The following is a 24,090-nucleotide window of genomic DNA, read 5'->3' as shown; positions in this document are numbered from 1 at the left end:
CTGCCAGGAATAAAGCCCTCACCTTCACCAACGAGCAAAAGGAGCCATTACCACTCATTCTAGTGGTTTCAGGTGATATTGGAATTCCATATAAGATAGCTATTGTCAGAACCCGGAGGTAGGCTGAACACCGATCAAGGGCCTTCTCTTTTTGGTTCTTGACAATTGCCAACCGCAAGAAGAAAGTCAACCCGTAACAAGGAATGTTCAGCCGGAACTAAAAAATTATGGCTAAAACTGGAGTTTTATAAAAGGGGCAGGGGGGTGAAATCCCCCTGCTTCCATTTGTAATGGTTGCCCCGGGGAACCTGTCGCTAACGCGGCCCCAGTTGATCGGAGTCACCTATACGGTGGCTTCAGCGCCAAAGTTCCAGCTTTTCCAAGCGTTCCTCCTCCTTTTCCTGGTTTCGGATATACGCCCTGATCTGCTGCTCATCTCGTCCGACTGTCGACACCAAGTATCCGCGTGCCCTGAAATGCTGCTCTGTGAAATTTAGCTGCGCCTCACCGTATACCCGCGCCAAGTGAATCGCGCTCTTCCCTTTGATGAATCCCACCACCTGCGCTACTGCATACTTTGGTGGAATTGCGATTCGCATATGAACATGGTCGGACATCAGGTGCCCTTCCAGGGCTGTGCTCTCTTTCTGCGCTGCCAGCCGCTTGTGACCCAAAACCCGAAAACCAGACCAGGGATTATGTGAAATTCGGGCCTTGGAGGGCACCCTAGAGGGAGCCCAGCCAAGGAGGCAGAGATGCCAAGGAAGGGACATAGCGAGGAGCAGATCGTCTTCGCGTTGAAGCAGGCGGAGAACGGGGCAAAGATCCCTGACATCTGCCGGAAGTTGGGAATTTCAGACCAGACCTTCTACCGGTGGAAGCACCAGTTCGAGGGGCTCGGGGTCTCTGAGCTGCGGGAACTCCGGCAGCTTCGGGACGAGAATGCCCGGCTGAAGCGCCTGGTCGCGGACCTGAGCCTGGACAAGCACATCCTGCAGGAAGTGCTTTCAAAAAAAGTCTGAAGGCCGCGGTGCGACGTTCGCTGGTGGACTGGATCCAAAAGGGCTATGGGTTCAGTGAGCGTCGCGCCTGCGGCCTTGTGAGCATCTGCCGGACAAGCGTCCGGTATAGGCACAGGCGGGACTCGCAAATCCCTTTACGAATGCGGTTGAAGGAACTGGCGGCAGCCCGAGTGCGGTTCGGCTATCGGCGTCTGACGGTGTTACTGCGGCGGGAGGGGTGGCACGTGAATGCGAAACGGGTCTATCGGATCTACAAGGAGGAGGGGCTGATGATCCGCACCAAACTGCGGAAGAAAATCGCACGGAGAAGGCCACTCATCGTAGAACGGGCCAAGGCCCCGAATCAGCGCTGGAGTATGGATTTCGTGGCGGCCCGACTTGATGATGGGAGACCCTTCCGGATCCTGACGGTAGTCGACCAGTTCACGAGGGAATGCGTGGCGATCCGGGGCAAGCCCAGGTTGAATGGCAGCGATGTGGCTGATGTCCTGGACTTGGCGGTTCGGGAGCGGGGCAAGCCCACATCGATCACTGTGGACAACGGAAGCGAATTCGCTGGGAAGGTGATGGACGCCTGGGCAGATGCCAGGGGCGTGCACCTGGCCTTCATCCGGCCAGGGAAGCCCACGGAGAACGCCTTCATTGAGAGCTTCAACGGCAGGTTGAGGGATGAGTGCCTGAACACGGAGATATTCCGGTCCATGGCAGAAATCAGGGGCAAGCTGGCCGCCTGGCGCTACGACTACAACCACCGCAGGCCACACAGCGCACTGGACGACCAGACACCGGCCCAGTTCGCAGCCCAGAATCCCGCGCCCGCAGGAGAAGGCCCGCCCCGAGGGGCGGGCCTTCTCCTGCCTGATTCACCTGGTTTGTGTGAGGGCGTATCCTGATTCGACCAACCCGCTCCCAAGGCCTAAAACACTGGCCAAGGGGACTCTCAGAGGTCCGATCTTCCACATTGAACCTGCGCTAGAAAACCGGGGCGGATCAGCTGATTCGGGGCCTTGGCCCGTTCTACGATGAGTGGCCTTCTCCGTGCGATTTTCTTCCGCAGTTTGGTGCGGATCATCAGCCCCTCCTCCTTGTAGATCCGATAGACCCGTTTCGCATTCACGTGCCACCCCTCCCGCCGTAGTAACACCGTCAGACGCCGATAGCCGAACCGCACTCGGGCTGCCGCCAGTTCCTTCAACCGCATTCGTAAAGGGATTTGCGAGTCCCGCCTGTGCCTATACCGGACGCTTGTCCGGCAGATGCTCACAAGGCCGCAGGCGCGACGCTCACTGAACCCATAGCCCTTTTGGATCCAGTCCACCAGCGAACGTCGCACCGCGGCCTTCAGACTTTTTTTGAAAGCACTTCCTGCAAGATGTGCTTGTCCAGGCTCAGGTCTGCCACCAAGCGCTTCAGCCGGGCGTTCTCATCCCGAAGCTGCCGAAGTTCTCGAAGCTCAGAGACCCCGAGCCCCTCGAACTGGTGCTTCCACCGGTAGAAGGTCTGATCCGAGATCCCCAACTTCCTGCAGATATCCGGGATCTTTGCCCCGTTCTCTGCCTGCTTCAAGGCGAAGACGATCTGCTCCTCGCTGTGTCCCTTCCTTGGCATCTCTGCCTCCTTGGCTGGGCTCCCTCTAGGGTGCCCTCCAAGGCCCGAATTTCACATCATCCCTGGTCCATTTTTCGGGGTTTGGGTCAGGCTTCATTTGTGCCCCGGAAAAGTGGGAGGCACCCCTCCCATCCTGGTGTACTAGATGTCGGTGCCAACGAGGTTGACCAGCCGGGTAACCGGGGGCTGACCACCTAAGGCCTTGTGGGGCCTGTGGTGATTGTAGAAGTGGAGCCAGGCGCCGAGCGCCTGGTTTCTTTCGTCTGAGTTCTGCCAGGTGGGACCGTAGGCCCACTCTCGCAGGGCCGTCTGGATGAACCGCTCGGCCTTGCCGTTGGTCCGTGGGCGGTAGGGGCGGGTGCGGCTGTGCGTGAGGCCGAAGGCTTCGCGCATGGCCTTGAACGCCTTGGACCGGTAGGGCGAGCCGTTGTCGGTCAGCAGCTTGCGGGCGGTGACGCCCCGGGCCTGGAAGTGCAACAGCGCCCTCTGGAGGAATGAGGCAGTGGTCTCCTTCTTCTCGTCCGGGAGCACTTCCATGTAGCAGGCCCGCGAGTGGTCGTCCGAGCAGACATGGAGCACCTGGTAGCCCGCATCGCGGTTCTTGTGGTGGCGGATGCCTGTGGCGCGGTGGCCCACTTCGTGGAAGTTGGCGAGCTTCTTGGTGTCCAGGTGGAGGAGGTCGCCGGGGGCCGCGTGTTCGTAGCGGTTGTCGGGTTCCTTGGGCTGGAGGTCCGAAGCCTTGGAGATGCGCGCCTTGCGGAGCCAGAAGCCCACGGTGGAACGGGGCACGCCCAGTTCCGAGGCAATCCGGATCGCCGCCTGGCCCCGCCGCCTTCGACCTACGGCCTCGACGACGAGGCCAAGCTCGTGGCTTCGCGCCAGGCGATGCGGCTGGCTGGAGCGATCCAGGAGTCCGGCCGGACCCTCTGTTTTGAACCGAGCGAGCCATCGGTAGGCCCTGCGCGTGCTGATTCCTATGGATTCAGCCGCATCCCGGACCGTCCAGTCCTCCTCCAGAACGCGCTTCACCATTAATGCTCGACTGGCGGGGCAAGACTTTGCTGAACTGTGGAGGTTCACCCGAGGCTCCGAGAAAGCTGTTTGTTGGCGCTTTCAGCTTCCCAGATCTCGGGTGAACAACCTGATTGGCACTTACAACTAGATATATGCCAGAAGTTACCTCAAATCCCTGCCAAATCTACGTCTGCGATTATTCAGGGCCGACTACGTAACATCATCCCCTCAGTCAAAACGATAAGAACGATGAGAAGGTCCATGGATATTGGAACTGCCGACTCAAATACTTAGAATAAGGACGTCAGGAATTTAGAATTCCATTATCTGCCCTCAGCTAATAATCTGTGCGGGGCAAACATTTTGCCGGTCCAGTTCTGCAATTGCATAGGCATAGGCACCTAGAGCTACAGCCCGCGCTGTTCCGAGACGAGTCACGGCGACGCCGATTCGCTTCATGGGGTCGTAAGCAATGTGTCGTCTGTGTGCCCCTGGGACGAGAATGGTTGTGACCTGGCCTTTTAAAAAGGTTTGAAGTTGAGTAGGCTCCTCTAGGTTGAATACCTTAAGCTCCATTCTTGGAACATTTCCCCTGCCTGTGACGCTTGCCAAGTCGCGATTCATTTCCTCTACCATGGATTGGAGAAAGAATTCAGATGCTCCGGCCAATCCACCTCCGATAACGACTATCCCATCTACCATTGTCACGGCATTCGCTGCTGCATCTCCAGCCACTTCACCCATACGGGTATAGGCGTCCTTTGCTGCACCAACATTTCCGGGTCTCGTCCCAGCGGCAATTTCTGCGATCTCCCGTGGATCGGGGGCCTGTTCGTAATTCATGCCACTCGCAACTGCGTAGGCCTGCCGGATGGCACGAATGGATACCCCTTCCTCCGCATAAGAATTTCGATCCAATTTATTCCGGAGGCACCAGATTTCTGCCGCCGCACTATTATCGCCACGAAGCAAGTGTCCTTCGGTTACCACGCCGGCTCCGAATCCTGTGCCGAGCGTAAGACCCAACAGATTACGGAAACACTTTGGACTCCCAGAGCTAGCCAACAATTCATTAATTTTCGGCAATATTCCGAAGAGGGCTTCCCCGTATGTGAAGAGATCTCCATCATTATTAATGTAAACTGGCACACCAAAAGCGTCTTCCAAAAAGGGGCCAACAGCCACCCCACCTCTAAAGGCAGGGAGGTTTTGAAGATCACCAATGATGCCGCGAGCATAGTCAGCTGGCCCAGGAAATGCAAAGCTGATCGCCGCTATTGGGCCGCCTACAATTTGTTTCTGACGATTGAATCCATCTACAAGCGTGGACAGGCAGGCCCCGAGGTCATCAGCATGGCTTGGGAGAACAAGAGGGGCTGATGCTTCCTGCTGATTACGAATGGCATGAAAACTAAATGTAGTTCCGCCAGCGTCCAGGGTCAGAATTGTGCGTGAATCTGCCATGTCAAATCACCTCACATTCCAGTCCATCAGGCTTAAAGCAGAGAGATATACAAAGCAGGCCAATGGAACACAGAATGAAATCGAAAGCTCCCCGCCTCCCAGTTGTCCCATTACAAGAGGAAGTAAGGCACCACCACTGATGGCCATGCACATAAGTCCAGAAAGTTGACTAGCGCATTCAGGCTTTGTCTCCACCGTAAGACTAAAGAGCATGGGCCAAATATTCGCGAAACCCAACCCACTGAGGATGACCCCAGGGAGCGCCAAGGGCTTCGCGCCAATCGTTAAGCACAATAGCCCAGCCAATCCAAGCCCGGTACTAACTCGAAAAAAATAGCTCGCGGGAATTTTTAGACCGGCAGCCACTAGGCGCCCCAATGTGAGGCACGCGAAAAACACCGTTGGACCAGTCAGCGCTGCAACCCTTTCACCCATTCCAAATCGCGCCATGAACGGTTTTAAATAGGTCGCCATGCAGACTTCGGCGCCAACATACAAAAATATGCCCATTACCGCTTGAGCGAAGATCGGCTCTCTTAACAGGGTCAGGGAACTAGAGATACTTGAGGGTGCCTCAGCCTTCGTTTCCTGTATCTTCAGGGTTGCCACCAAAATCAGCGCCAAAACCATTAAGGCAAAAAAAATGGGAAAAGCGCCTCGCCAGCCCATGGTTGAAAAAACTGTAATAGATGTCACTGCAGTTACAAGAAAAGCACTTGCTGTCGATCCTACACCCTTGATGCCCTGGGCCAAGGCAAGATTGCGACTGTATGCTCCCGCAGGGCTCACATCGCGCATGATGGGATTTCCTGCCACTTGAAGGAGCGTCGTTCCTGCTCCCAATAACGTAATAGATATCAACAAAAGAGGAAGGGGTGGACGAAAGAATGTCGGCACGGCCACACCCGCAGTGCAAAGAGTCAAGCCGAACAGGAGTGTCCTCTTTTTCCCAAGGCGCGCGGACATTACACCCCCTGGAACACTGAATACGGCGAAGGCAGTGAAAACAAAGAATGGCATTAGCGCAGCCATTTTTAGGTTTTGCGACACTTGACTTGACAAGGGCGCCATCGCGTCAGCCACACCCATCAAGAGGAAGACAAGAAAGACGGGTACTGCCCGGAAGTTCATGGTGACCTCATGGAGAAGGGTTGGTCTTTTTTCAGACATCTGGTATATCATACTCTGGATATCAGATGGGAGATCTGGAATGCAACGGAGCCTGCTTGTTATGTTCAGCCTGCTCTTCACCTCTTTGCTCCTACGGGCGAACGATGTGCCCCTGACCGGCCTATGGCGGATGAAGGATTTTTCTAAGGGGGTAGGCGTTCATTTGGGAATTCACCTGCCTAAAGGGTCACGTCTTGGTTTCATGCCTGTCACTGTCCCAACTACTGAACGCGCAGCTCTGCTCAAAGCTGGTGAAATCCTCGATCCATACGTGGGCACCAATGCCCTCGACACCCTCTGGACTGAGGAGAAGGAGTGGTGGTTCGTCAAGGAATTCACCTTGGACGCGACCCACAAGGGCAAGACCATCGACCTGATCTTCGAGGGGATCGTCTACAAGGGAGAAGTTTGGCTCAATGGAAAAGCTCTGGGCGCCATGGAAGGCATGTTCAATCCATTCGCGTTCCCTGTGTCTTCAGATCTGAACTATGGCGGAAAGAATGTCATCGCCGTGCGGCTGGAGGCGCCCAAGGACGCCGTGCAAAGAAACCTATCGTTTGGTTATCAGTACGACCTGACCCCAGAGCGACCCCAGCTCCATGCCATCAGCCAGAGCCTCTATTGCTGGGATTGGGCGCCCCACATGGTCGTGACGGGGATCTGGCGCCCGGTGAAGCTCCGGGTGACCAATTTCCTGCGGGTGGATCAGCCCTGGGTGCGGACAACACTGCGGCCTGAAGGCGGAGCTCGCCTGGATGTCCAGGTCGAAACCACGAACCTCTCTGCTCAGACTGCTGAATCCACGCTGGTGGGAAACATCCGGCCCAAAAACTTCAAAGGTGATCCCGTCAGAGTGGAAAAGCACTTTTCTGTGGCCGCCAAGGGCTCCACCACCTCGCATTTCACCATCGACCTGAAGGATGTCAGGCTCTGGTGGCCCAACGGCATGGGGGATCAGAACCTCTACACCTTCGATGTCAAGGTAATGTCCAGCATGGGTATCTCGGATCAGGCAAGCACGTCATTTGGCATCCGCGAGCTCAAAATCATCCCCAACGAAAACACAGACGAGTTCCTCAAAGCCATGAAGGAGTCCATTGCCAAGCCGGTCGCGTTGACCAATGACCTCATCGCCGTGCAGAGCCAGGGGAAAGTGGTGGGGGCCTATCCTTGGACCTTCCAAGTCAATGGCAGGAAGATGTTCGCCAAGGGCAGTAATTGGGTCCCGATTGACCAGATGCTGCGGCTCGACAGGGCCCGCTACGACCACCTGCTCACCTTGGCCAAGGATGCTCATTTTAACCTGCTCCGAGTGTGGGGCGGTGGCCTATTCGAGACCGAGGATTTCTACGAGCTCTGTGATGAAAAGGGCATTCTCAATTGGTTCGAGTTTCTCTCCAGCAGTGACTTTTCTAAACTGGACCGCGACATTTTCACTCGCGCATCCCGCGCCACCCTCCGCCGGATCCGAAACCACCCCAGCTTAACCTATTACTGTGGCGGGAATGAATTCGACCCCGATGCCTCTGGCATCAAGGATCTCATTGATCGCCTCGGCCGCGTTGTCCAGGAGGAGGATCCCGACCGTGAATTCCACCGGGCATCGCCCTACATGGGCGATGACCATTTCTGGGGTGTGTGGCACCGCTTCGCCCCATATACCGACTACCGTCGGGTCCGTCCTTTCCGGAGCGAGGCGGGCCTGAACGCGATGCCCGTGGTGGAGAATTACAGGAAGTTCACGCCACCCGACAAGCTCTGGCCCATGGACAAGCACTGGTTGGAATTCCGTGGATCCTATCAAGTGAATTTCAGCCATATGCCCAAACAAGACCGTTACGCGAATGAATTCGGGCCCTCCAGCAGCATTGATCAATACATCCGCCACTCACAACTCGCCCAGGCGCTCGCTAATAGCTTCAACATTGAGTTCTGCCGGTCGAAGAAATTTCAGAACAGCGGCGTGCTCATTTGGCAGTTCAACGATGCCTACCCCTGCGCATCCTGGTCGATGGTCGACTGGTATGGTACACCGAAAAGCGGTTATTACGCATCCCGCCGCGCCAGCCGCCCTGTCCACGTGGCAGCGGATTTTGAAACCTATCTCTGGAAGCCCGAACAGACGTTTCGGACAGAACTAAGCCTGCTAAACGATCTCGATCAGGCCCAGCAGAACCTCAAAGTGGAATCCACACTGCTGAGCGTTCAAGGCCGGGTGCTGGACCACCAAGAGGTCGTTGCGGACATCGCGGCCAATACCTCCCGGGCCGTACTCACCCACCGCTGGGCCATTCCCATGGATTTCGAAGGTCGCACCTTCCTACTGGCGGTGCGCTTAAAGGATGCCAGCGGCCGGATGATCAGCGACCTGCACTATCCCATGGCGGTGCGCACCACCACACCGGTTGTACCCACGTCCGAGCAAGCCAAGGACCGCGGCTTCAACAAGTTTAGGCATTTTGAAAACGCTCTGGATGAGCTTCAGAAGTTGCCCATCGTCTCACCCACTCTCACGGCGGAGACGATGCCTGGACGACCCAGCGTGTTCCGAGTCACCCTCTCGAACCCTGGTTCTGCCTTACTGTTTGATGCACGGCTCCGCCTGGAGGGTGAGGACGAAGTTCTCACCGCAACCTACAGCGATAACTATGTAAGCCTCCTGCCAGGCGAAAGCCGCACAATCATCGTGAAAGTGGCCCCTAAACGTAGTGAGCCACTCAAGCCTGTCATCCTCAAGGTTCAGGCATGGAATGGCTTGGCCAGCCTGAAACTCCAGTTCCGGTAATTCATCTCCGCCATGGAGAGTCCATTGCGCATCCTAGCTCTGCTTTGTGTCCTTGCGCCCCTATTTGCTGCATCCACCAAGCCCACCTTGGGGACGGGATGCTATCCCGGTCGCGCCTCTGAAAGCGCAGCTCCGTTACTCCTACCGGCCCCGGCTGCTCGGAGGAACTTGGCCCTGCACCGACCGGCTCTGCAATCGAGCGCCTGGGATTACAACCTGACGGCCCAGCTCGTCACCGACGGCATCATCACGAACACCCCTCCCACATGGTTCAGCTTCGCCAGCTCGGAACGAGGCACCTTCAAGAAACACCAACGAGAACGCCTTTTCGATGGAAACTGGGTGACCGAAGTGGAGCTCAAGGGCTCGGCCTTGCTCCCCGTGGATGCCTCCGCACCATGGATCCGCCTGGATTTTGGCGGGGCTCTGCCTGAAGTCGATGCCATGCAGCTAACCGGTGTAGTGAAGGGTTCAGGGAATGATCCAGAAACCTGGGGCTGCCTGCTTCAAGGCACCGATGATGGAAACGCATGGCGCACCCTCGGGGAAGCGAGTGGCAAGACGCGTCTTGGTGGTAACTTCACGGCGACGATTGCATTCCCTTCCATGGCTAGGTGCCAAGCCTATCGAATCCACCTCCGAGATCCACGCGCACGGCAATGGATCCTTCAGGAATGGAACCTTACCCGCCAAGGGCAAGAGATTCCAGTGGGCGGCCCGCAGCGATTCTGCAGTGCCTGGAAATCCGCTGGGAGAGGCGAGGAATGGGTATCCGTGGACTTGGGAGCCCCAGCTCGCGTAGACCAAGTCACCCTTCATTGGATCCGCCGCCCTTTGGAGGGCCGGGTGGAATTAAGCCAGGACGGAATCCACTGGAATACGGCCATGGTCCTGCCCTCATCTGGTGAAAGGGACGACCTCCGATTCCACCCCAAAAGGGCGCGCCATGTAAGGATTTGGATGGCCAAAGCTGCCACTGAGGATGGTTATATCCTTTCAGAATGTGAGATATGGGGCACTGGTGGGCTTGTGCCTATCTCTCGACCCCAGCCGACCCCTAGCCCGAATGGCAACCTGGAACTCACCATGGGTGCCTGGCGTCTGGCCCGCGAATCCCAGGTTCAGGGCAGCGGAGCCCAGGTGTCGCAGCCAGGGTTCTGTGATGATGCTTGGCTGCCTGCCACGGTTCCCGGGACCGTCCTCGCCAGCTATGTGGCGGCGGGGGCCGTTGCCGATCCGACCTATGGAGACCAGCAGTTGGCAGTTTCGGATTCCTATTTTTACGCCGACTTCTGGTACCGCAACACCTTCACCGTTCCAGTCCTTTCCGCCGGGCAGAGGCGATGGCTCTGCTTCGATGGCATCAACTGGAAGGCGGAGGTCTACCTCAACGGGGTGGATATTGGCCGCATCGAAGGTGCCTTCTCTCGTAAGCGCTTCGATGTGACCGACCAGCTCATCCCTGGGCATCTCAACGCCCTGGCGGTGAGGATTGTGAAGAACGACCATCCCGGTTCGGTGAAGGAGAAGACCTTTGAGGAGCCTGGGGAGAACGGCGGCGTGCTGGGATGCGACAACCCTACCTTTCATGCTTCCATTGGCTGGGATTGGATTCCCAGCATCCGCGGACGCAATACCGGGATATGGGATCGCGTCCGCCTTCTGTCTACCGGACCGGTGACCCTGGAACGGCCCGAGGTGACGATCCGGCTGCCTCTTCCGGACACCTCTACCGCCGATGTCGCCCTTGCCATCACCGTAGTTTCAGGCGTGGATGGGCCTGTCATGGGTCGCCTTGTAGGCCACTTTGGCGAAGTAGTGTTTGAACAAGCGGTATCCTTGGGCGCTCGGGAACGGATAACTCTCCACTTAGATCCCGCTACCAATCCCAGCTTGCGGCTGCAGAACCCCCGTCTCTGGTGGCCCAATGGCTATGGCAAGCCGGAATTGTACGGTGTGGAGCTGAGCTTCATTCCGGAAGGTGCTACCCGTCCCAGCGATACGTGCTGCTTCCAGGCAGGGGTTCGGCAATTTAAGGCCTCGGACGATGGAAACAGCCTCCGCCTGTGGGTCAACGGCCGTCGGTTCATACCTAAAGGTGGCAATTGGGGCTTCTCCGAATCCCTGCTCCGCTACCGGGAGCGAGAATTCGACGCGGCGCTGGCGTACCACCGGGACATGCACTTCAACATGGTGCGGAACTGGCTTGGCATGGTGGGCCAGGATGCCTTCTACGAGGCCTGTGACCGCAATGGAATCGTGATCTGGCAGGACTTCTGGCTCGCAAATCCCTGGGACGGAGATGACCCAGCGAGTACCACATTATTCCTGGCCAATGCCGCCGAGTTGGTCAACAGAGTTCGGACCCATGCCTCCCTTGGCCTCTACTGCGGGCGTAATGAAGGGTATCCGCCCCTGCCCATCGAACAAGGGATTCGGTCATTGTTGGCCAGGGAACACCCCGGCGCCATCTTTGTACCTAATTCCGCGGATGGAGTGGTGGGTGGTTATGGCCCTTACCATGTGTACCCACTGGAAACCTACGGAACCACCCTAGCCCGTGCCAAGCTCCACAGTGAGATGGGAATGCCCAGTATTCCCAGCTTGGAGAGCCTGCGCCTCATGATGCCGGAGGCCGATCTCTGGCCCCCGGGCCGCCTCTGGGGTCTGCATGATTTCACTCTGGCAGGTGCCCAGGGTGGTACCTCCTTCCTCGACCAGCTACGGCGCTCATACGGCCACGCAGGTTCGGTAGAGGAATGGATTCAACAGGCGCAATTCCTCTGCTACGACGGGTACCGGGCCATGTTTGAGGGCCAGAATCAGAAGCGCATGGGGCTGCTCATCTGGATGAGCCACCCCGCCTGGCCGAGCCTGGTCTGGCAGACATACGATTACTACCTTGAGCCCACGGCAGCCTATTTCGGCGCAAAGAAGGCCTGCGAGCCATTGCATATTCAATGGCACGAATCCTCTGATCGTATCCAGGTGGTAAATACTGGAGCGAACGACCATAAAGGACTTTCAGCCCGAGCCCAGTTATACCGCTTCGACGGTACCCTGGTGTGGGAGAAAATGGCCCACGTGGACAGCACGGAGGACAGTACACAGGACCTCTTCGCAGTGGAGCGCCCTCTGCCCCTGACTCCTGCCTACCTCCTCAGGCTGACCTTAGAGGGAGGTGGGACGACGTTGTCCAGGAACGACTATTTGCGTGGCAGAGAAAGCACGGACACACAGGCCATCAATAGTCTTCCATCGGCCCTGGTAGACCTTAGACAGTCTCGCACGCAATCAGGAGACAAATGGATCCTGAAAGGTGAGCTTCGCAATAGCTCAGCGACCATCGCTCTGGGCCTAATGCTGTCAGTACATCGCGACAGAAGTGATGACCGTATTCTGCCGGCCCTGTTCACTGACAACTTCCTCACCCTGCTTCCGGGAGAAAGTCGGGAAGTCTGCGTGGAGGTCCGCCACGAGGACTGTCGGGGCGAGTCTCCTATCCTTCGCCTTCGGGGCTTCAACTTATTGAGGACGCAGCATCCATGATTCGACTTGTCTTTCTCCCCATGCTGGGCCTCATTTTGGCCGCACAAACCCCGCAGCCCTCCCTCCTTGTCAGTACCGTAATCGCGACGTGGGTCGAGGTTGCCCCCCCCGCTATGCTTCCCCCTCAACCTTCCTTCCAGCTCGAAGTCACGGATATCGAAGAGCAGACCATACGGGGCTGGGGTGGCTGCTTCAATGAGCTGGGCTGGGCCGCCATGGAGGCGCTCCCCGAAGGGAAACGGGCGGAGGTCTTGGCAAGCCTCTACGGACCGACAGGCCTCAGGTTCACCTTGGGGCGGGTCCCGGTAGGTGCAAATGACTATTCGGCAGATTGGTACAGCCACGACGAAACGAAGGAGGACTTCGAACTGAAGCATTTCAGCATCCAACGGGACCGCTTGCGCCTTCTCCCGTACCTCAAGTCGGCGAAGACGCTGGAGCCAAGCCTCACACTATGGGCCTCTCCTTGGTGCCCGCCGAGCTGGATGAAAACGAACAACCACTATGCCTGCAAGCCCAGCCCTCAGTTCAACGACCTGAAGCCTGAAGGACGCGGGGGCGAAATGCGCACTCAGTTCCGCATGGAACCACCGTATCTGAAGTGCTATGCCGCCTACCTAGCAAGGTTCGTACGTGCATATGAGGCAGAGGGCCTTCCCATCAAGGCACTGCATGTGCAAAACGAATTCAACTCCTGTCAGGTTTTCCCCAGCTGTGTCTGGGAACCAAAGGACCTGGCCACTTTCATTGGTGGGTACTTGGGTCCGAGGTTCGAGATGGAGGCCTTACCCACAGAGATTTGGCTCGGCACTGTGGAGAGGCCTCATTTCGAGCGCATTCGAACCATCATCGAGGACCCCGCGACAAAGCACATCCTACGTGGGGTGGGCTTCCAGTGGGCCGGGAAGGATGGCATCGCCCTCGTCCACCGCCAGTATCCGAAGCTACCCCTCGTGCAGACCGAAACCGAGTGTGGAGAAGGCGCCAACAGCTGGACGGACGCGGAATACACCTTCCGCCTTATCCGACATTACTTGGGGCATGGCGCTGAAGCACACATGGCCTGGAACATGGTGCTGGAGAAGGGTGGCGTCAGCCGCTGGGGGTGGGTCCAGAACGCACTCATCACCATAGACAAGGCGGCTGGAACTGTCACATGGAACCCTGAATACCATCTCTTCCGCCACTTCTCAGCATTCGTTTTGCCCGGGGCCCGACGTCTCGCGACCACAGGTGAGGACAGAGAAGTTTTGGCATTCCGCAACGCAGATGGCGGGACGGTTATGGTCCTGGGTAACACCAGCGATGAGGCCCGGAGTCTGAAGGCTCGTGTCAAAGGTAGAGATCTGGCGCTCGTGCTGCCGGCCCACAGCTTCAGTACCCTGGTCCTTCCGAAGTAGCCCATGCTCGGCAGGCGAATGTGCGTCCTAGGGTGTGTTTTCAAAATCGGAGCCAAGTGAGGAGACAGGCGATGGCGACCATGGCGCTGTAATTGCGCATGCTCATGTCGTAGCGGATGGCGAGGCTGCTGTGTTGCTTGAGCTTCGGGAACAGGTTCTCGATGGCGTGGCGAGCCTTGTAGAGATTGCGATCGTAGCTCGCAGGGTTCTTGCGGCATGGGTGTGGCGGAATCACTTCCTCCGCACCCATGTCTGCAATTGCTTCCCGTAACCAAGTGGGGTAGGCCCCCCGCTTTGCGGGGGTGACAGTAGAAGTTTGACAATTACGGGAAGGGTAGGGCGATAAGGAGGGGTGAGGCGTGAATTGTGTCACGGAGAGAATAAGCATAGGAGGCTATGGGTTGGCATCGTAACGCTTTCGCAAAAGTGGCCACGATGCGTGTGCGTGGACCGGCGAGTGGTTGTGGTTCTTAGCGTGGGATGACGTTTGGAGTGGGAACGGAGGTTGGTTGAGCCGGCCGTTGCGAAAAGGCCCCTTTGAGGGGCCAGCAACGGGAAGACCCCCACCTTTGGTGGGGGATCGTTATCGGCCCTATTGCTGCGGGAACCAGAGAGCTGAATTGTTTGAGGACCTAGGGTGTGTTTTCAAAGTCGGAGCCAGGTAAGGACACAGGCAATGGCGACCATGGCGCTGTAGTTGCGCATGGTTTTGTCGTAACGGGTAGCGAGGCTTCGGTATTGTTTGAGCTTCGCGAACAGGTTCTCGACGGCGTGGCGGGCCTTGTAGAAATGCTTATCGAAGGCGGCTGGATCCTTCCTGCATGGATGAGGTGGAACAACTGCCTCTGCTCCAATAGACGCGATCTGATCCCAGCAGGACTTTCCGTCGTAGGCACGATCACCGAGAACAGCCCCGGCCTCCCGGCCCATTAATAGGCTTCCGAGTTGCTTGCTCTCGTGCGACTGGCCTGGTGTCAGCACGAAATCGACGGGGTTGCCGTGGGCATCCCCGATCAGGTGGACTTTGGTCGAGAAACCGCCGCGCGAGCGGCCAAGCCCTTGGATGTAGGTCCCCCTTTTGCACCAGCCGCATGCTGATGGGCGCGGATAACGGTTCCGTCGACCATGACCCATTCGCAATCCGCTTCACCTCGAAGGGCTTCGAGGACCCGCTGCCAGACTCCGCTCCGATTCCACCGATTGAAGCGCGTGAAGACCGTGTTCCAAGGTCCGAAGGATTCAGGCAAATCTCTCCAGGGCGCTCCCGTTCTGTGCTTCCAGAGGATCGCTTCAACGATGGGGCGATTGTCCAGGCGAGGGCGCCCCATTCCACCCTGCTCGCTCGGCAGCAGAGGCTCTAGCCTGGCCCACATTCGTTCAGTCAGAAAAGTTCTCGCCACGCTCTACCTCAACGTCATACCCATGAGGTACCGCAGTTAGGCAATTTGTACAACCCCTTACGTCCATTTGCCTTTCTTGACTTTGAAAACAGGCCCTAGTGTCACCAAACCTGGCCAGATACCGTCTCAAAGGACTTGGTGGGTGGGCAAACGAGAGCGTCCATGTCCATGGAGGTTCTCTTAAGGCCAAGGCCGTTCATCGGGGAATGACCGGAGCCTTGAACTCAAAGATCTGAAGGACCGTTCCAGCCGATTGGTTATCGGCCAGTGGATTGAAGGTGAAGGGAGTGAAGGTGGAAGGCACGTGAGCCGATTGTCCGGTGGCCCTATGTTATTCGAGGTGAATTCAGGATTTCGCATCGAGGCAAATCAGGATCAAGGTTATGCCGTTTGACGAAAGTAAGTTTTGGAGGACCCAAAAAGGACTTGAATAACCCGTCAAAGAGAGCGGACATGCAGCACCCGGAAGCAGGGGCATTCGAGGTGTCGCATGGTTCGCAGGAGTTCGGGCAAAGCCCGGTCAGAGATTGAGAAGCTGCCAGCAAATGAAGCGCCGGAACTAAGGCTCCCGGTCCAAGGAGTCAGCGGTATCCTGCTGCTCCAGCGCGAGAGCGGAGAAACCTCGGAGCTGTCCCTGCAAAATGTCGATGATGCCATTCGACAGGCGCGGAAAGCCGGAAAGACTGTGTGGGTGATCGTCGGATAGCCGGAAGGTGATCCTTCCAACCCGGCATGGTTGGAGTGCGTAGTCGGCTGCCCTCGATGTCGTTATGGCCCCCAAATGGCCAAACCCTTGAGATTTCTATTGACCGTTTCGCCCTTCAGAGCGGACATACGACACCCCGAGAGACGGGGCCTCCAGGAGGTGTTGTATGGTTTCAAAGATCAAGGGCGAAGCTCTATCCCGAGAGGCCGCCGTGATGCGGTCCCTGGCAAAGGATATTGGGGCGCTTCAAGGCCTGGGGTTGGCAGCGCTCAGGGCGCGATATCTAGAGGTATATGGGGAGGAGTCTCGGTCCAAGAACCTCCCCTACCTCCGGAAAAGGATCGCCTACCGCATCCAGGAGCAAATGGAAGGCGGACTCTCGGGTGAAGCCAAGGCTCGCATCGAGGAGCTCTCTTCCATGGAGGTGCCCCCTACGGCCCAGCAGGACGTGCGAGAGCCTTTGCCAAAAGCGCCCAAGCCCGCGTCCACGAATCGGCAGGAGGCCAGGGACCCGCGGCTGCCAAAGGCTGGAAGCTTGGTCAGCCGTGAATTCAGAGGCTTCATTCATGAAGTTCGGGTGCAGGAGCGTGAGTTCGTCTATCGCGGTCGGGCTTACCGTAGCCTCTCTGCCATCGCTAAGGAGATTACCGGAACACCCTGGAATGGATTCTTGTTCTTTGGGCTGATCAACAGGGGAGGGGGCAATGGCCGCCAATCCTGATTTGGGCCTGCCACCCGCAGTCCGGTGTGCGGTCTACACCCGCAAATCCACGGCCGCGGGTCTGGAGAAGGATTTCAACTCCTTGGACGCCCAGCGTGAGGCCTGCCTGAACTACATCTCGAGCCAGGCTAGCCGAGGTTGGGTCGCTCTCGATGAACCCTATGATGACGGGGGGTTCACAGGGGCCAACATCGAGAGGCCCGGATTTCAAAAGCTCCTGGATCACATCAGGCAAGGAATGATCGATGTCGTGGTGATCTACAAGGTGGACCGGCTCTCCCGCTCTCTGGTGGATTTCGCCCGGGTGATGGAACACTTCAACCGGCACCGGGTCGCCTTTGTGAGCATCACCCAGAACTTCTCCACGGCTGATCCTGTGGGTCGGCTCACGCTGAACATGCTGATGAGCTTTGCGGAGTTCGAGCGGGAGATGATCGCAGATCGCATTCGAGACAAGGTGGCCGGAGCTCGACGGAAGGGGAAATGGACGGGGGGTGTCACCTCCCTTGGGTATAGGTCCGAAAAGAGCCGGCTCGTGGTGGCCGAAGCAGAGGCTCCGTGGGTGATTCAGACCTTTCAGTGGTATCTGGAGGGCAAGAGTGCCCTGGAGATTAGCCAATGCCTTAATGATGCGGATGTCCCCTTGCGGGCCATGCAGAAGCCGCGGCCACATCCCTGGAACAAGGATCATGTGCTCCGGATTCTGAGGAACCGCCTCTATATCGGAGAAATATCTTGTCTCGGAGAGTTCGTGACGGCGGAGCACCCTCCTCTGATCAAGCGAGAGGTGTTCGATCAGACCCAGCGCCTCATGAAACCCAGGCACCACCAACCCGGCGTGCTGATCCAAAACCCAGACTACCTGGTCAGGGGCACATTGCGTTGCGGGGTTTGCCAGGGGCTCATGACCAGCGCATCCACCCGTCGAAATGGTCGGGTATTTCGCTACTACCGTTGCACCACGCGGGACAAATGGGGGAAGAAGGTCTGCGCCATGAAGCAGCTTCCGGCGGAGGCCATCGAGGCCTTCGTGGTGGACCAGCTCAAGGAGGCCTTTCAGAACGAAGCAAGACGGGCGGCCTTGGATCATTACCTCATCCAGGGGTTGGGGTGGTTGCCCAGGACATTTCCTGGATTTGAGGAGATCTGGGCAGCGCTGAACCTTCGGAACCGCCAGCGGCTCATCCGCCTGCTGGTGGATGAAGTGGTGGTCGAGGAGGCTCAGGGGACCCTGCGCATCCGGTTGCGAAATCTGGAGCGCCTCGACCTCGCTGAATCGAGGATCTCAGCATGAAGGTCGATGAACTGACAGTGGAGGTGCCCTTCATGCGGGTGCGCCGAGGGCTCCAGGTGACCTTTCAGAAGCCAGGGGAGAGAGATGAACCGATGGGTCGGCCTCCCCGCCTGGCCCTGTGCCTGGCGAAAGCCCATGTGCTCGCGCGTGGCATCGAGGCGTTTGGCCCAGGGTATTCGCAGATTCTGGCAAAAAAGTTTGGGGTCAGCCAACCTCGTGTGGCTCAGCTTCATGCGCTGGTCTACCTGGCTCCAGACCTCCAGGAGGCGGTGCTTCTGGCAAGGGCGGAGGCCAGCCGGGTGAACTTCCATGCCTTGTTGCGGATCGCTCGAGTTCCTCTATGGCAGGACCAGCGCAGGATTTGGGCTTCCCATATTCGTGAGGGCAGGCCGGCAAAGGCATCACGTTCGGGCGGGCGATAACTCCCGAGGGTGGGGCCTTCTCACTGAAGGGGGTGTTGAAAACGAGGTATGGGCCCAGCTGGATTGAAGGAGCCCAGTAGGTGGACGCGGCGCAGCCCTTGATTGAGGTGGTTCAACCTCCGTCTACTCGCTGGGTGAATCGGCGAGTTTGGCGGCAATCTCCCTTTTTCCCATGTTGCGCAGGGCGGCGATGGCTTCCAACTGCCGTGCCTGTGGTTTGGATTTGCCAGCCTCCCAGTTGTAGACGGTTTGTGCCGACACTCCAAGAATGACTCCCACCTCCGCGGCGGATAATCCGAGCTTGCGCCGCTTGGAGGCGAGGCCCTTGGCGCTGAAGCGAACGGTCGTTTTCCCCTCGGTCACAATCGATTTGGAGGCTGATCGAACGGCATGCTTCTCTGCACGGGCGCGCACTTTTTCCAGTGCCTCCACACGCCGCTTCAACGCCGCGATGTCAGATCGGTACTGCGCTGAGGCCTTTTTCAGTCCTTCCACTTCCTGTCGGACTTCTTTTCGTGCCAAGCGAAGGATTTCGCTTTTCAGAGTGGAGGCGATGTTGGGCACTGGATCTCCATTCGCTAGTGATGATGCATTTCGTGGGCGATGCGAAGCCTCGGCGATCCGGTTTTGGGAACGATTCGGAGATGAACCCAAGCCGCTCAGGCATAAACTTTGACCTAAGCGCATTATGCCGCCAAGGCTAAACGCACCAGAGGCGCCACCGTTGCTTATTCGGCGGGAAAAGGAATTCCAAGCTTTTCAACGTCTGCTTCGTGTGAAATCCACTTGGCCGATCGATCAGTGCGCCATTAGATTAAATATATATTTATTTAAAACAACAAGGTAAATGGTGTCGACCCCTCTCGCAAACCAACTTCTGGCCTGGCGCCTTGAGATCGCCGTGGCCGGAGGGTACCTCCAGGAGTTCTATCGATCGTTTGACCGAAAGCAGTGGGACAGGGCAGAGCGGGTGTGCCGGAAGAGTTGTGAGCTGATCGCTCGGAACCATCCGGAAAGTGCTTCCACGGTGAGGGAGGGCATTGAGGATCTCCGGTCACGCGGGGTTACGGATGACTGCCTGGTTGAACAAGAGGCTTGGAGGAGGGTCATCGAGGCCCTGATGTGTCTGGCGAGCTTATTCAGCATGGTCGAGACCTGGGATCGATCGATCAGGGGCTTTCAGGGCATGCGCACGGATGCAACCAGGAGCCTGGGAATGGCCCTCCAGGCCTCCAATACAGCGTTCCCGGAGGTGACCTTACGGGCGCTTGCCGAGCAAGCGCTGCACGACGCGCTTCGGTCTACTGAACGGATCCTTTCGGAGGACCTTCGGGACTCTGGGGCATCTTACGAGATGGAGCCCGACTTGCTCGCCCGCGCGGCGAGAGACAGCTGCGAAGCTGCCCTGAGAAGGGTGGTGGAGGAATACCTGGGGTCCCAGCCTTAGCTAGCCGTCATCGTGGTTCAAGCCCTGGCCATGCCTTGCCGACAACAACGCAGAAGACCTGTCGGCCTTGCCGGGAGGTCTTCTGGTAGGAATGGGGAGGGCAGGGCCTTATTTGGTGCTGGACGGGTTTGGGTGGAATCTTTGGGCCAGCTCCTGGCCCATGGGTGACTCCAGGGGGAGCATGCTTCCGGTTGTGTGGCAGAGAGTGCACCGGAGTGCTGGTTTCCGATATTTCAGCCACCAACCCAGAGCAAGGCATCCAACCGAAACCGGAAGGCCGAAACAGCCCAACCCACACCCAAGCCCCCAGGCAACAACTACAGCAAAGAACGCGATGCTTCCAATTGCGATAAAGACAATCCCGATACTTCCGCCCCGTGGATCCGTGTTGATTGGTTGAGAGACGGTGCCGCAATTTCGGCAGATCATTTGGGGCATGGGTCGAGGCTCCTGATCAAAGGGTTGAAGCGACTGGTTTCAGTTGCGGGATGATTTTTTGGAGGGGACCGTCAACGCTTGGAGTCGGAACCCCGAGTCATGCCCTCGGGCGTTGGTCCTGGTGAAGGACATCTAGCTGTAAGTGCCAATCAGGTTGTTCACCCGAGATCTGGGAAGCTGAAAGCGCCAACAAACAGCTTTCTCGGAGCCTCGGGTGAACCTCCACAGTTCAGCAAAGTCTTGCCCCGCCAGTCGAGCATTAATGGTGAAGCGCGTTCTGGAGGAGGACTGGACGGTCCGGGATGCGGCTGAATCCATAGGAATCAGCACGCGCAGGGCCTACCGATGGCTCGCTCGGTTCAAAACAGAGGGTCCGGCCGGACTCCTGGATCGCTCCAGCCAGCCGCATCGCCTGGCGCGAAGCCACGAGCTTGGCCTCGTCGTCGAGGCCGTAGGTCGAAGGCGGCGGGGCCAGGCGGCGATCCGGATTGCCTCGGAACTGGGCGTGCCCCGTTCCACCGTGGGCTTCTGGCTCCGCAAGGCGCGCATCTCCAAGGCTTCGGACCTCCAGCCCAAGGAACCCGACAACCGCTACGAACACGCGGCCCCCGGCGACCTCCTCCACCTGGACACCAAGAAGCTCGCCAACTTCCACGAAGTGGGCCACCGCGCCACAGGCATCCGCCACCACAAGAACCGCGATGCGGGCTACCAGGTGCTCCATGTCTGCTCGGACGACCACTCGCGGGCCTGCTACATGGAAGTGCTTCCGGACGAGAAGAAGGAGACCACTGCCTCATTCCTCCAGAGGGCGCTGTTGCACTTCCAGGCCCGGGGCGGCACCGCCCGCAAGCTGCTGACCGACAACGGCTCGCCCTACCGGTCCAAGGCGTTCAAGGCCATGCGCGAAGCCTTCGGCCTCACGCACAGCCGCACCCGCCCCTACCGCCCACGGACCAACGGCAAGGCCGAGCGCCTCATCCAGACGGCCCTGCGAGAGTGGGCCTACGGTCCCACCTGGCAGAACTCAGACGAAAGAAACCAGGCGCTCGGCGCCTGGCTCCACTTCTACAATCACCACAGGCCACATTCGGCCTTAGGAGGTCAGCCCCCGGTCACAAGGCTGAACAACCTCGTTGGCAACGACATCTAGCGAGTGATCGCCGCCAAGATGGCTTTGTCAGATCGAAGTATGAGATCGTCCCCTGAGGTGTCTGGGCTTGGCCAACCCAATTGAGCATGTGCTTCCCGCCTGCTGGTGATCTTCCGTTCCCTTGATTCGATCGAGCTTTGAAGGTCCTTCACTAGGAATTGCTTCAAGTCCAATCCATTGATCATGGCAATCTCGGCGTTCATCAAGAACCAGACACGGGCGTAATCCTGTTTGCCGATAACAGCTTGGCTTGCCGAGAGGCAGGTTCTGCGAAGGTCCCGCCTGGCTGGATCCTCATGGATCCATCGCTCTAGCTGAGCTCCATTCGGATTCTCTCGTTGATATCTTTCCCATGCTTCTGGGGTGTACCCATCTGGCACTGTCGAACAGGCCAAGATCAGCAATGGCGCTGCAATTGCGAGATTTCTGAGGTGTTTCAAGCAAGCCTCCTTTCGTAGGGCAGTAGATCATTGGGTCAGCTTTCAAATATGGGAAGTGAATAGTTGCCTGAATGGGTTATTTCTTCAGACAGAGCCTCATTCCCCCGTATTGCCAGGCAAGTCGGGGACCCAAATTCTTCGTAGGGGCAACAACGATCGATAACGATGGTCGATTTGGTCGTAGTGTTCGCAGATCAAATTAACAAGCTCCGGCCCATCGATTAGGCGAATGCCTTTCGGGCCCCTTGCGACCTTGCGGGCATCCAGGTTGTAGGTGCCCAAAGTGACGAACAGTCCTCGCTCATCCTCGTGGAGCAGCCCTGTTAGGTCTCGCAGGTCCTTCTCTCCAACTTGGGCCTCTGAGGACTTTACCTGGACTTTCATGACCGCCCCCTGCATACCCAGAGGGTCGTTGTGGACCAGGATGTCGATGCCACCATCGCGCCCGGGAGGAGAGATCTGGGTGCGGTATCCCAGCAGGTTCAGCAGGTGCCCTACGAAGTGGGCGAAGGGGTGTCCTTTGAGATGAAGCCCAAGCCGCCCGATTACGAAGTCCTGGGTGCTTTCTGAGAAATCGGGCCCGCTGCTCGAAGTTTCGGGTTCGAGATCTGCCGCTATGGGCTTCGAAATATCAAGGGACTGATCCGCCAGCTTCGTCAGGAATTCTGCTGCATTGGTTTTGATCTTGAACAGAGTGATGGCGGCGCCAATCTCATTCAAAGCTGGTTGGCTGAAATTGCCACGGGGAAGGCTCTTCACAAGTTTTGCGGGACGACGATGTGGGAACTCCGCTCCCGCGGTGGCGTCATATTGATACGGGCCTTTTACTTCGAAGAGGTGAATGCAGCGGTCTTCCCGGCTTGGGTAGGCCACCAGATCACCTATGGCCATTTCGTGGACGAACCGAAATAGGACACCAGCCTCGACGGGCACTGCCCCGGCCAAGGTCTCTGGATAGGCCTCGACCAGGGCCGCCCTGAATGCCCCACGGTCCGCTTCAAGCTGGCTCAGGTCTCCTAGGGCCGTCCAGCCCAGAGCGAGCAGGCTCTTTTCTCGGAAAAGAGGATCGGCCGAGCCATCCCGGCCTCCATGGATCCCCCACAAAGTCGCTGTCATGGCGCACCCTCCCATTCTCTAAAGTCTCGTTATGAGTATTTTGACTCCCTCGAGACGACACCACAACTGCTGAATGGCTGTCTGTTTGGCTGCCAATTCCCGCTACAGTTGGGACATGGTGCCACGCCACCTCTCTCGCTCCGTTTCCTGGAGCGGGACGGGTGGGTGCTTTGAAATACCCATTATGAGTATAAAGCCCAGGGTATCCGGAACTGGGGAGATGCAGTGAGTCGTCCTTTGCGCGGCGGCTACGGAACGCCCCCTGCTCATCCGGACACCATCGGGAAGCGAATCAAGCGCATCTGGCTGGCTTGGAAATGGAGTCAGGCGCAGCTGGCCGACGCTATTCATACGAACCAGAAGAGCCTCTCCCGCTGGGAGCTGGACAAGCAGGAGCCGGGAGAACCTGCCCTCGGTGCGCTTGCAGGGCTTTTCGGCCTGACGATCCAGGCTTTGCGCTCTGGCAAAGGCTTCAAAGTGCCGGCCCAGCCAAGGCAATTGGGCCCCCTGCTTGTGGCTGAGGCCTACGCCGCGGATCTGATCAGGCTCCCAAGTCTTGCAGTAGGGGGGCTATTGCTGGTTCACCGCGAGGACGACAGTGCCGAGGCAATCACTGCCAGGAAGGCCAGTGAGGCTATCCGGAGGGCTCATGAGGAAGGCCGCCCTGTTTGGGTCGTGGTCGGGTAGTCAAGCTCGGCGCGTGGGTTAAGTTCACGTCAAGGTGTAGGAGGAGGCGATGATCGATTTCATCATCTTTCGCGTAATGCTGTGGTGACCTCCGCAATGCCAACTGACATGTTTCAATGAAAGATGACAAAAGGTTTGCCACGCGCACTATCTAAATGCATCGTGCGCGAACCTTACGTTAGTTCCCTGGGGTGTAGAAGGGTCTTCGGGCTGGACAGCTCTCTTGGGTTCAGGCGCCTTGTCCGGGAGCCTGC

At 57.8% G+C, this 24,090-nt stretch carries 17 protein-coding genes and 2 pseudogenes; 10 read left to right on the top strand and 9 right to left on the bottom strand.

The window, feature by feature from the left end:
* Positions 1-356 precede the first annotated feature (356 nt).
* A pseudogene (gene tnpA, locus Q9293_RS14435) lies at positions 357-659 on the bottom strand (IS200/IS605 family transposase); the annotation flags it as partial.
* Positions 660-755: 96 nt separating this feature from the next.
* Between tnpA and Q9293_RS14430 the strand changes: the two are divergent.
* Positions 756-1,915, top strand: a protein-coding gene (locus Q9293_RS14430) for an IS3 family transposase (protein WP_306247719.1) whose coding sequence is annotated in 2 segments (ribosomal slippage) — positions 756-1,020 and positions 1,020-1,915 — 1,161 coding nt in all. Because the reading frame shifts where the segments join, the coding sequence is not laid out codon by codon here.
* A gap of 152 nt (positions 1,916-2,067) precedes the next feature.
* On the opposite strand, the pseudogene Q9293_RS14425 reads toward Q9293_RS14430, so the two are convergent.
* The 4 genes and pseudogenes from Q9293_RS14425 to Q9293_RS14410 form a co-directional block, all read right to left on the bottom strand.
* Positions 2,068-2,630, bottom strand: a pseudogene (locus Q9293_RS14425) (transposase); the annotation flags it as partial.
* 141 nt (positions 2,631-2,771) lie between these two features.
* Positions 2,772-3,662: an IS481 family transposase gene (locus Q9293_RS14420; protein WP_306247717.1), complete on the bottom strand. Its 891-nt coding sequence runs from the start codon at positions 3,660-3,662 to the stop codon at positions 2,772-2,774.
* Positions 3,663-3,977: 315 nt separating this feature from the next.
* Entirely contained in the window at positions 3,978-5,108 is a 1,131-nt protein-coding gene (locus Q9293_RS14415; protein WP_306247716.1) for an ROK family protein, read from the bottom strand.
* A gap of 6 nt (positions 5,109-5,114) precedes the next feature.
* Positions 5,115-6,239: a sugar MFS transporter gene (locus Q9293_RS14410; RefSeq protein WP_306247714.1), complete on the bottom strand. Its 1,125-nt coding sequence runs from the start codon at positions 6,237-6,239 to the stop codon at positions 5,115-5,117.
* A 100-nt stretch (positions 6,240-6,339) separates the two neighbouring features.
* Here Q9293_RS14410 and Q9293_RS14405 point away from each other — a divergent pair, with 100 nt between their 5' ends.
* The 3 genes from Q9293_RS14405 (at position 6,340) to Q9293_RS14395 (ending at position 14,012) form a co-directional block, all read left to right on the top strand.
* On the top strand, positions 6,340-9,063 hold the full coding sequence (locus Q9293_RS14405) for a sugar-binding domain-containing protein (RefSeq protein ID WP_306247712.1): 2,724 nt from the start codon (positions 6,340-6,342) through the stop codon (positions 9,061-9,063).
* A gap of 168 nt (positions 9,064-9,231) precedes the next feature.
* Entirely contained in the window at positions 9,232-12,612 is a 3,381-nt protein-coding gene (locus Q9293_RS14400) for a discoidin domain-containing protein (protein ID WP_306247710.1), read from the top strand.
* Positions 12,609-14,012 carry a glycoside hydrolase family 30 beta sandwich domain-containing protein gene (locus tag Q9293_RS14395; protein ID WP_306247708.1) on the top strand — a complete coding sequence of 468 codons (1,404 nt, stop codon included), beginning with the start codon at positions 12,609-12,611 and terminating at the stop codon, positions 14,010-14,012. Before Q9293_RS14400 ends, Q9293_RS14395 begins: the two co-directional genes overlap by 4 nt.
* Before the next feature lie 40 nt (positions 14,013-14,052).
* Here the strand turns inward: Q9293_RS14395 and Q9293_RS14390 are convergent, their stop codons facing one another.
* Both Q9293_RS14390 and Q9293_RS18710 read right to left on the bottom strand, forming a co-directional pair.
* On the bottom strand, positions 14,053-14,262 hold the full coding sequence (locus tag Q9293_RS14390; RefSeq protein WP_306247706.1) for a hypothetical protein: 210 nt from the start codon (positions 14,260-14,262) through the stop codon (positions 14,053-14,055).
* Positions 14,263-14,657: 395 nt separating this feature from the next.
* A protein-coding gene (locus tag Q9293_RS18710; RefSeq protein ID WP_372342162.1) for an IS5 family transposase occupies positions 14,658-15,412 on the bottom strand; the annotation gives its coding sequence in 2 pieces (ribosomal slippage) (positions 14,658-15,076 and positions 15,076-15,412; 756 coding nt in all).
* Between the two features lie 872 nt (positions 15,413-16,284).
* Here Q9293_RS18710 and Q9293_RS14380 point away from each other — a divergent pair.
* The 3 genes from Q9293_RS14380 to Q9293_RS14370 are packed head-to-tail and all read left to right on the top strand — an operon-like array spanning position 16,285 to position 18,555.
* Entirely contained in the window at positions 16,285-16,839 is a 555-nt protein-coding gene (locus Q9293_RS14380; RefSeq protein ID WP_306247702.1) for a DUF2924 domain-containing protein, read from the top strand.
* The gene (locus tag Q9293_RS14375; RefSeq protein ID WP_306247701.1) at positions 16,823-18,133 is read left to right on the top strand and encodes a recombinase family protein; all 1,311 of its coding nucleotides are present in this window, start codon (positions 16,823-16,825) and stop codon (positions 18,131-18,133) included. Before Q9293_RS14380 ends, Q9293_RS14375 begins: the two co-directional genes overlap by 17 nt.
* Entirely contained in the window at positions 18,130-18,555 is a 426-nt protein-coding gene (locus Q9293_RS14370; RefSeq protein ID WP_306247699.1) for a hypothetical protein, read from the top strand. Before Q9293_RS14375 ends, Q9293_RS14370 begins: the two co-directional genes overlap by 4 nt.
* Positions 18,556-18,678: 123 nt before the next feature.
* Here Q9293_RS14370 and Q9293_RS14365 read toward each other — a convergent pair whose 3' ends face one another.
* Positions 18,679-19,119: a DNA-binding transcriptional regulator gene (locus tag Q9293_RS14365; RefSeq protein ID WP_306247697.1), complete on the bottom strand. Its 441-nt coding sequence runs from the start codon at positions 19,117-19,119 to the stop codon at positions 18,679-18,681.
* Positions 19,120-19,402: 283 nt separating this feature from the next.
* On the opposite strand from Q9293_RS14365, the gene Q9293_RS14360 reads away from it, so the two are divergent.
* Together Q9293_RS14360 and Q9293_RS14355 are read left to right on the top strand one after the other, a co-directional pair.
* Complete coding sequence (locus Q9293_RS14360; RefSeq protein ID WP_306247695.1) at positions 19,403-20,002, top strand: hypothetical protein; 600 nt, start codon at positions 19,403-19,405, stop codon at positions 20,000-20,002.
* A gap of 700 nt (positions 20,003-20,702) precedes the next feature.
* Positions 20,703-21,593 carry an IS481 family transposase gene (locus Q9293_RS14355; protein ID WP_306247693.1) on the top strand — a complete coding sequence of 297 codons (891 nt, stop codon included), beginning with the start codon at positions 20,703-20,705 and terminating at the stop codon, positions 21,591-21,593.
* A gap of 536 nt (positions 21,594-22,129) precedes the next feature.
* Here the strand turns inward: Q9293_RS14355 and Q9293_RS14350 are convergent.
* Positions 22,130-23,149 carry a restriction endonuclease gene (locus Q9293_RS14350; RefSeq protein ID WP_306247691.1) on the bottom strand — a complete coding sequence of 340 codons (1,020 nt, stop codon included), beginning with the start codon at positions 23,147-23,149 and terminating at the stop codon, positions 22,130-22,132.
* 225 nt (positions 23,150-23,374) lie between these two features.
* Here Q9293_RS14350 and Q9293_RS14345 point away from each other — a divergent pair, with 225 nt between their 5' ends.
* Positions 23,375-23,836 carry a helix-turn-helix transcriptional regulator gene (locus Q9293_RS14345; RefSeq protein WP_306247688.1) on the top strand — a complete coding sequence of 154 codons (462 nt, stop codon included), beginning with the start codon at positions 23,375-23,377 and terminating at the stop codon, positions 23,834-23,836.
* Positions 23,837-24,090 lie beyond the last annotated feature (254 nt).

Origin of the sequence: Geothrix sp. PMB-07 (assembly GCF_030758935.1) — a bacterium.
Taxonomy (GTDB): domain Bacteria; phylum Acidobacteriota; class Holophagae; order Holophagales; family Holophagaceae; genus Geothrix.
This window is presented reverse-complemented; position numbering and strand designations above follow the sequence as displayed.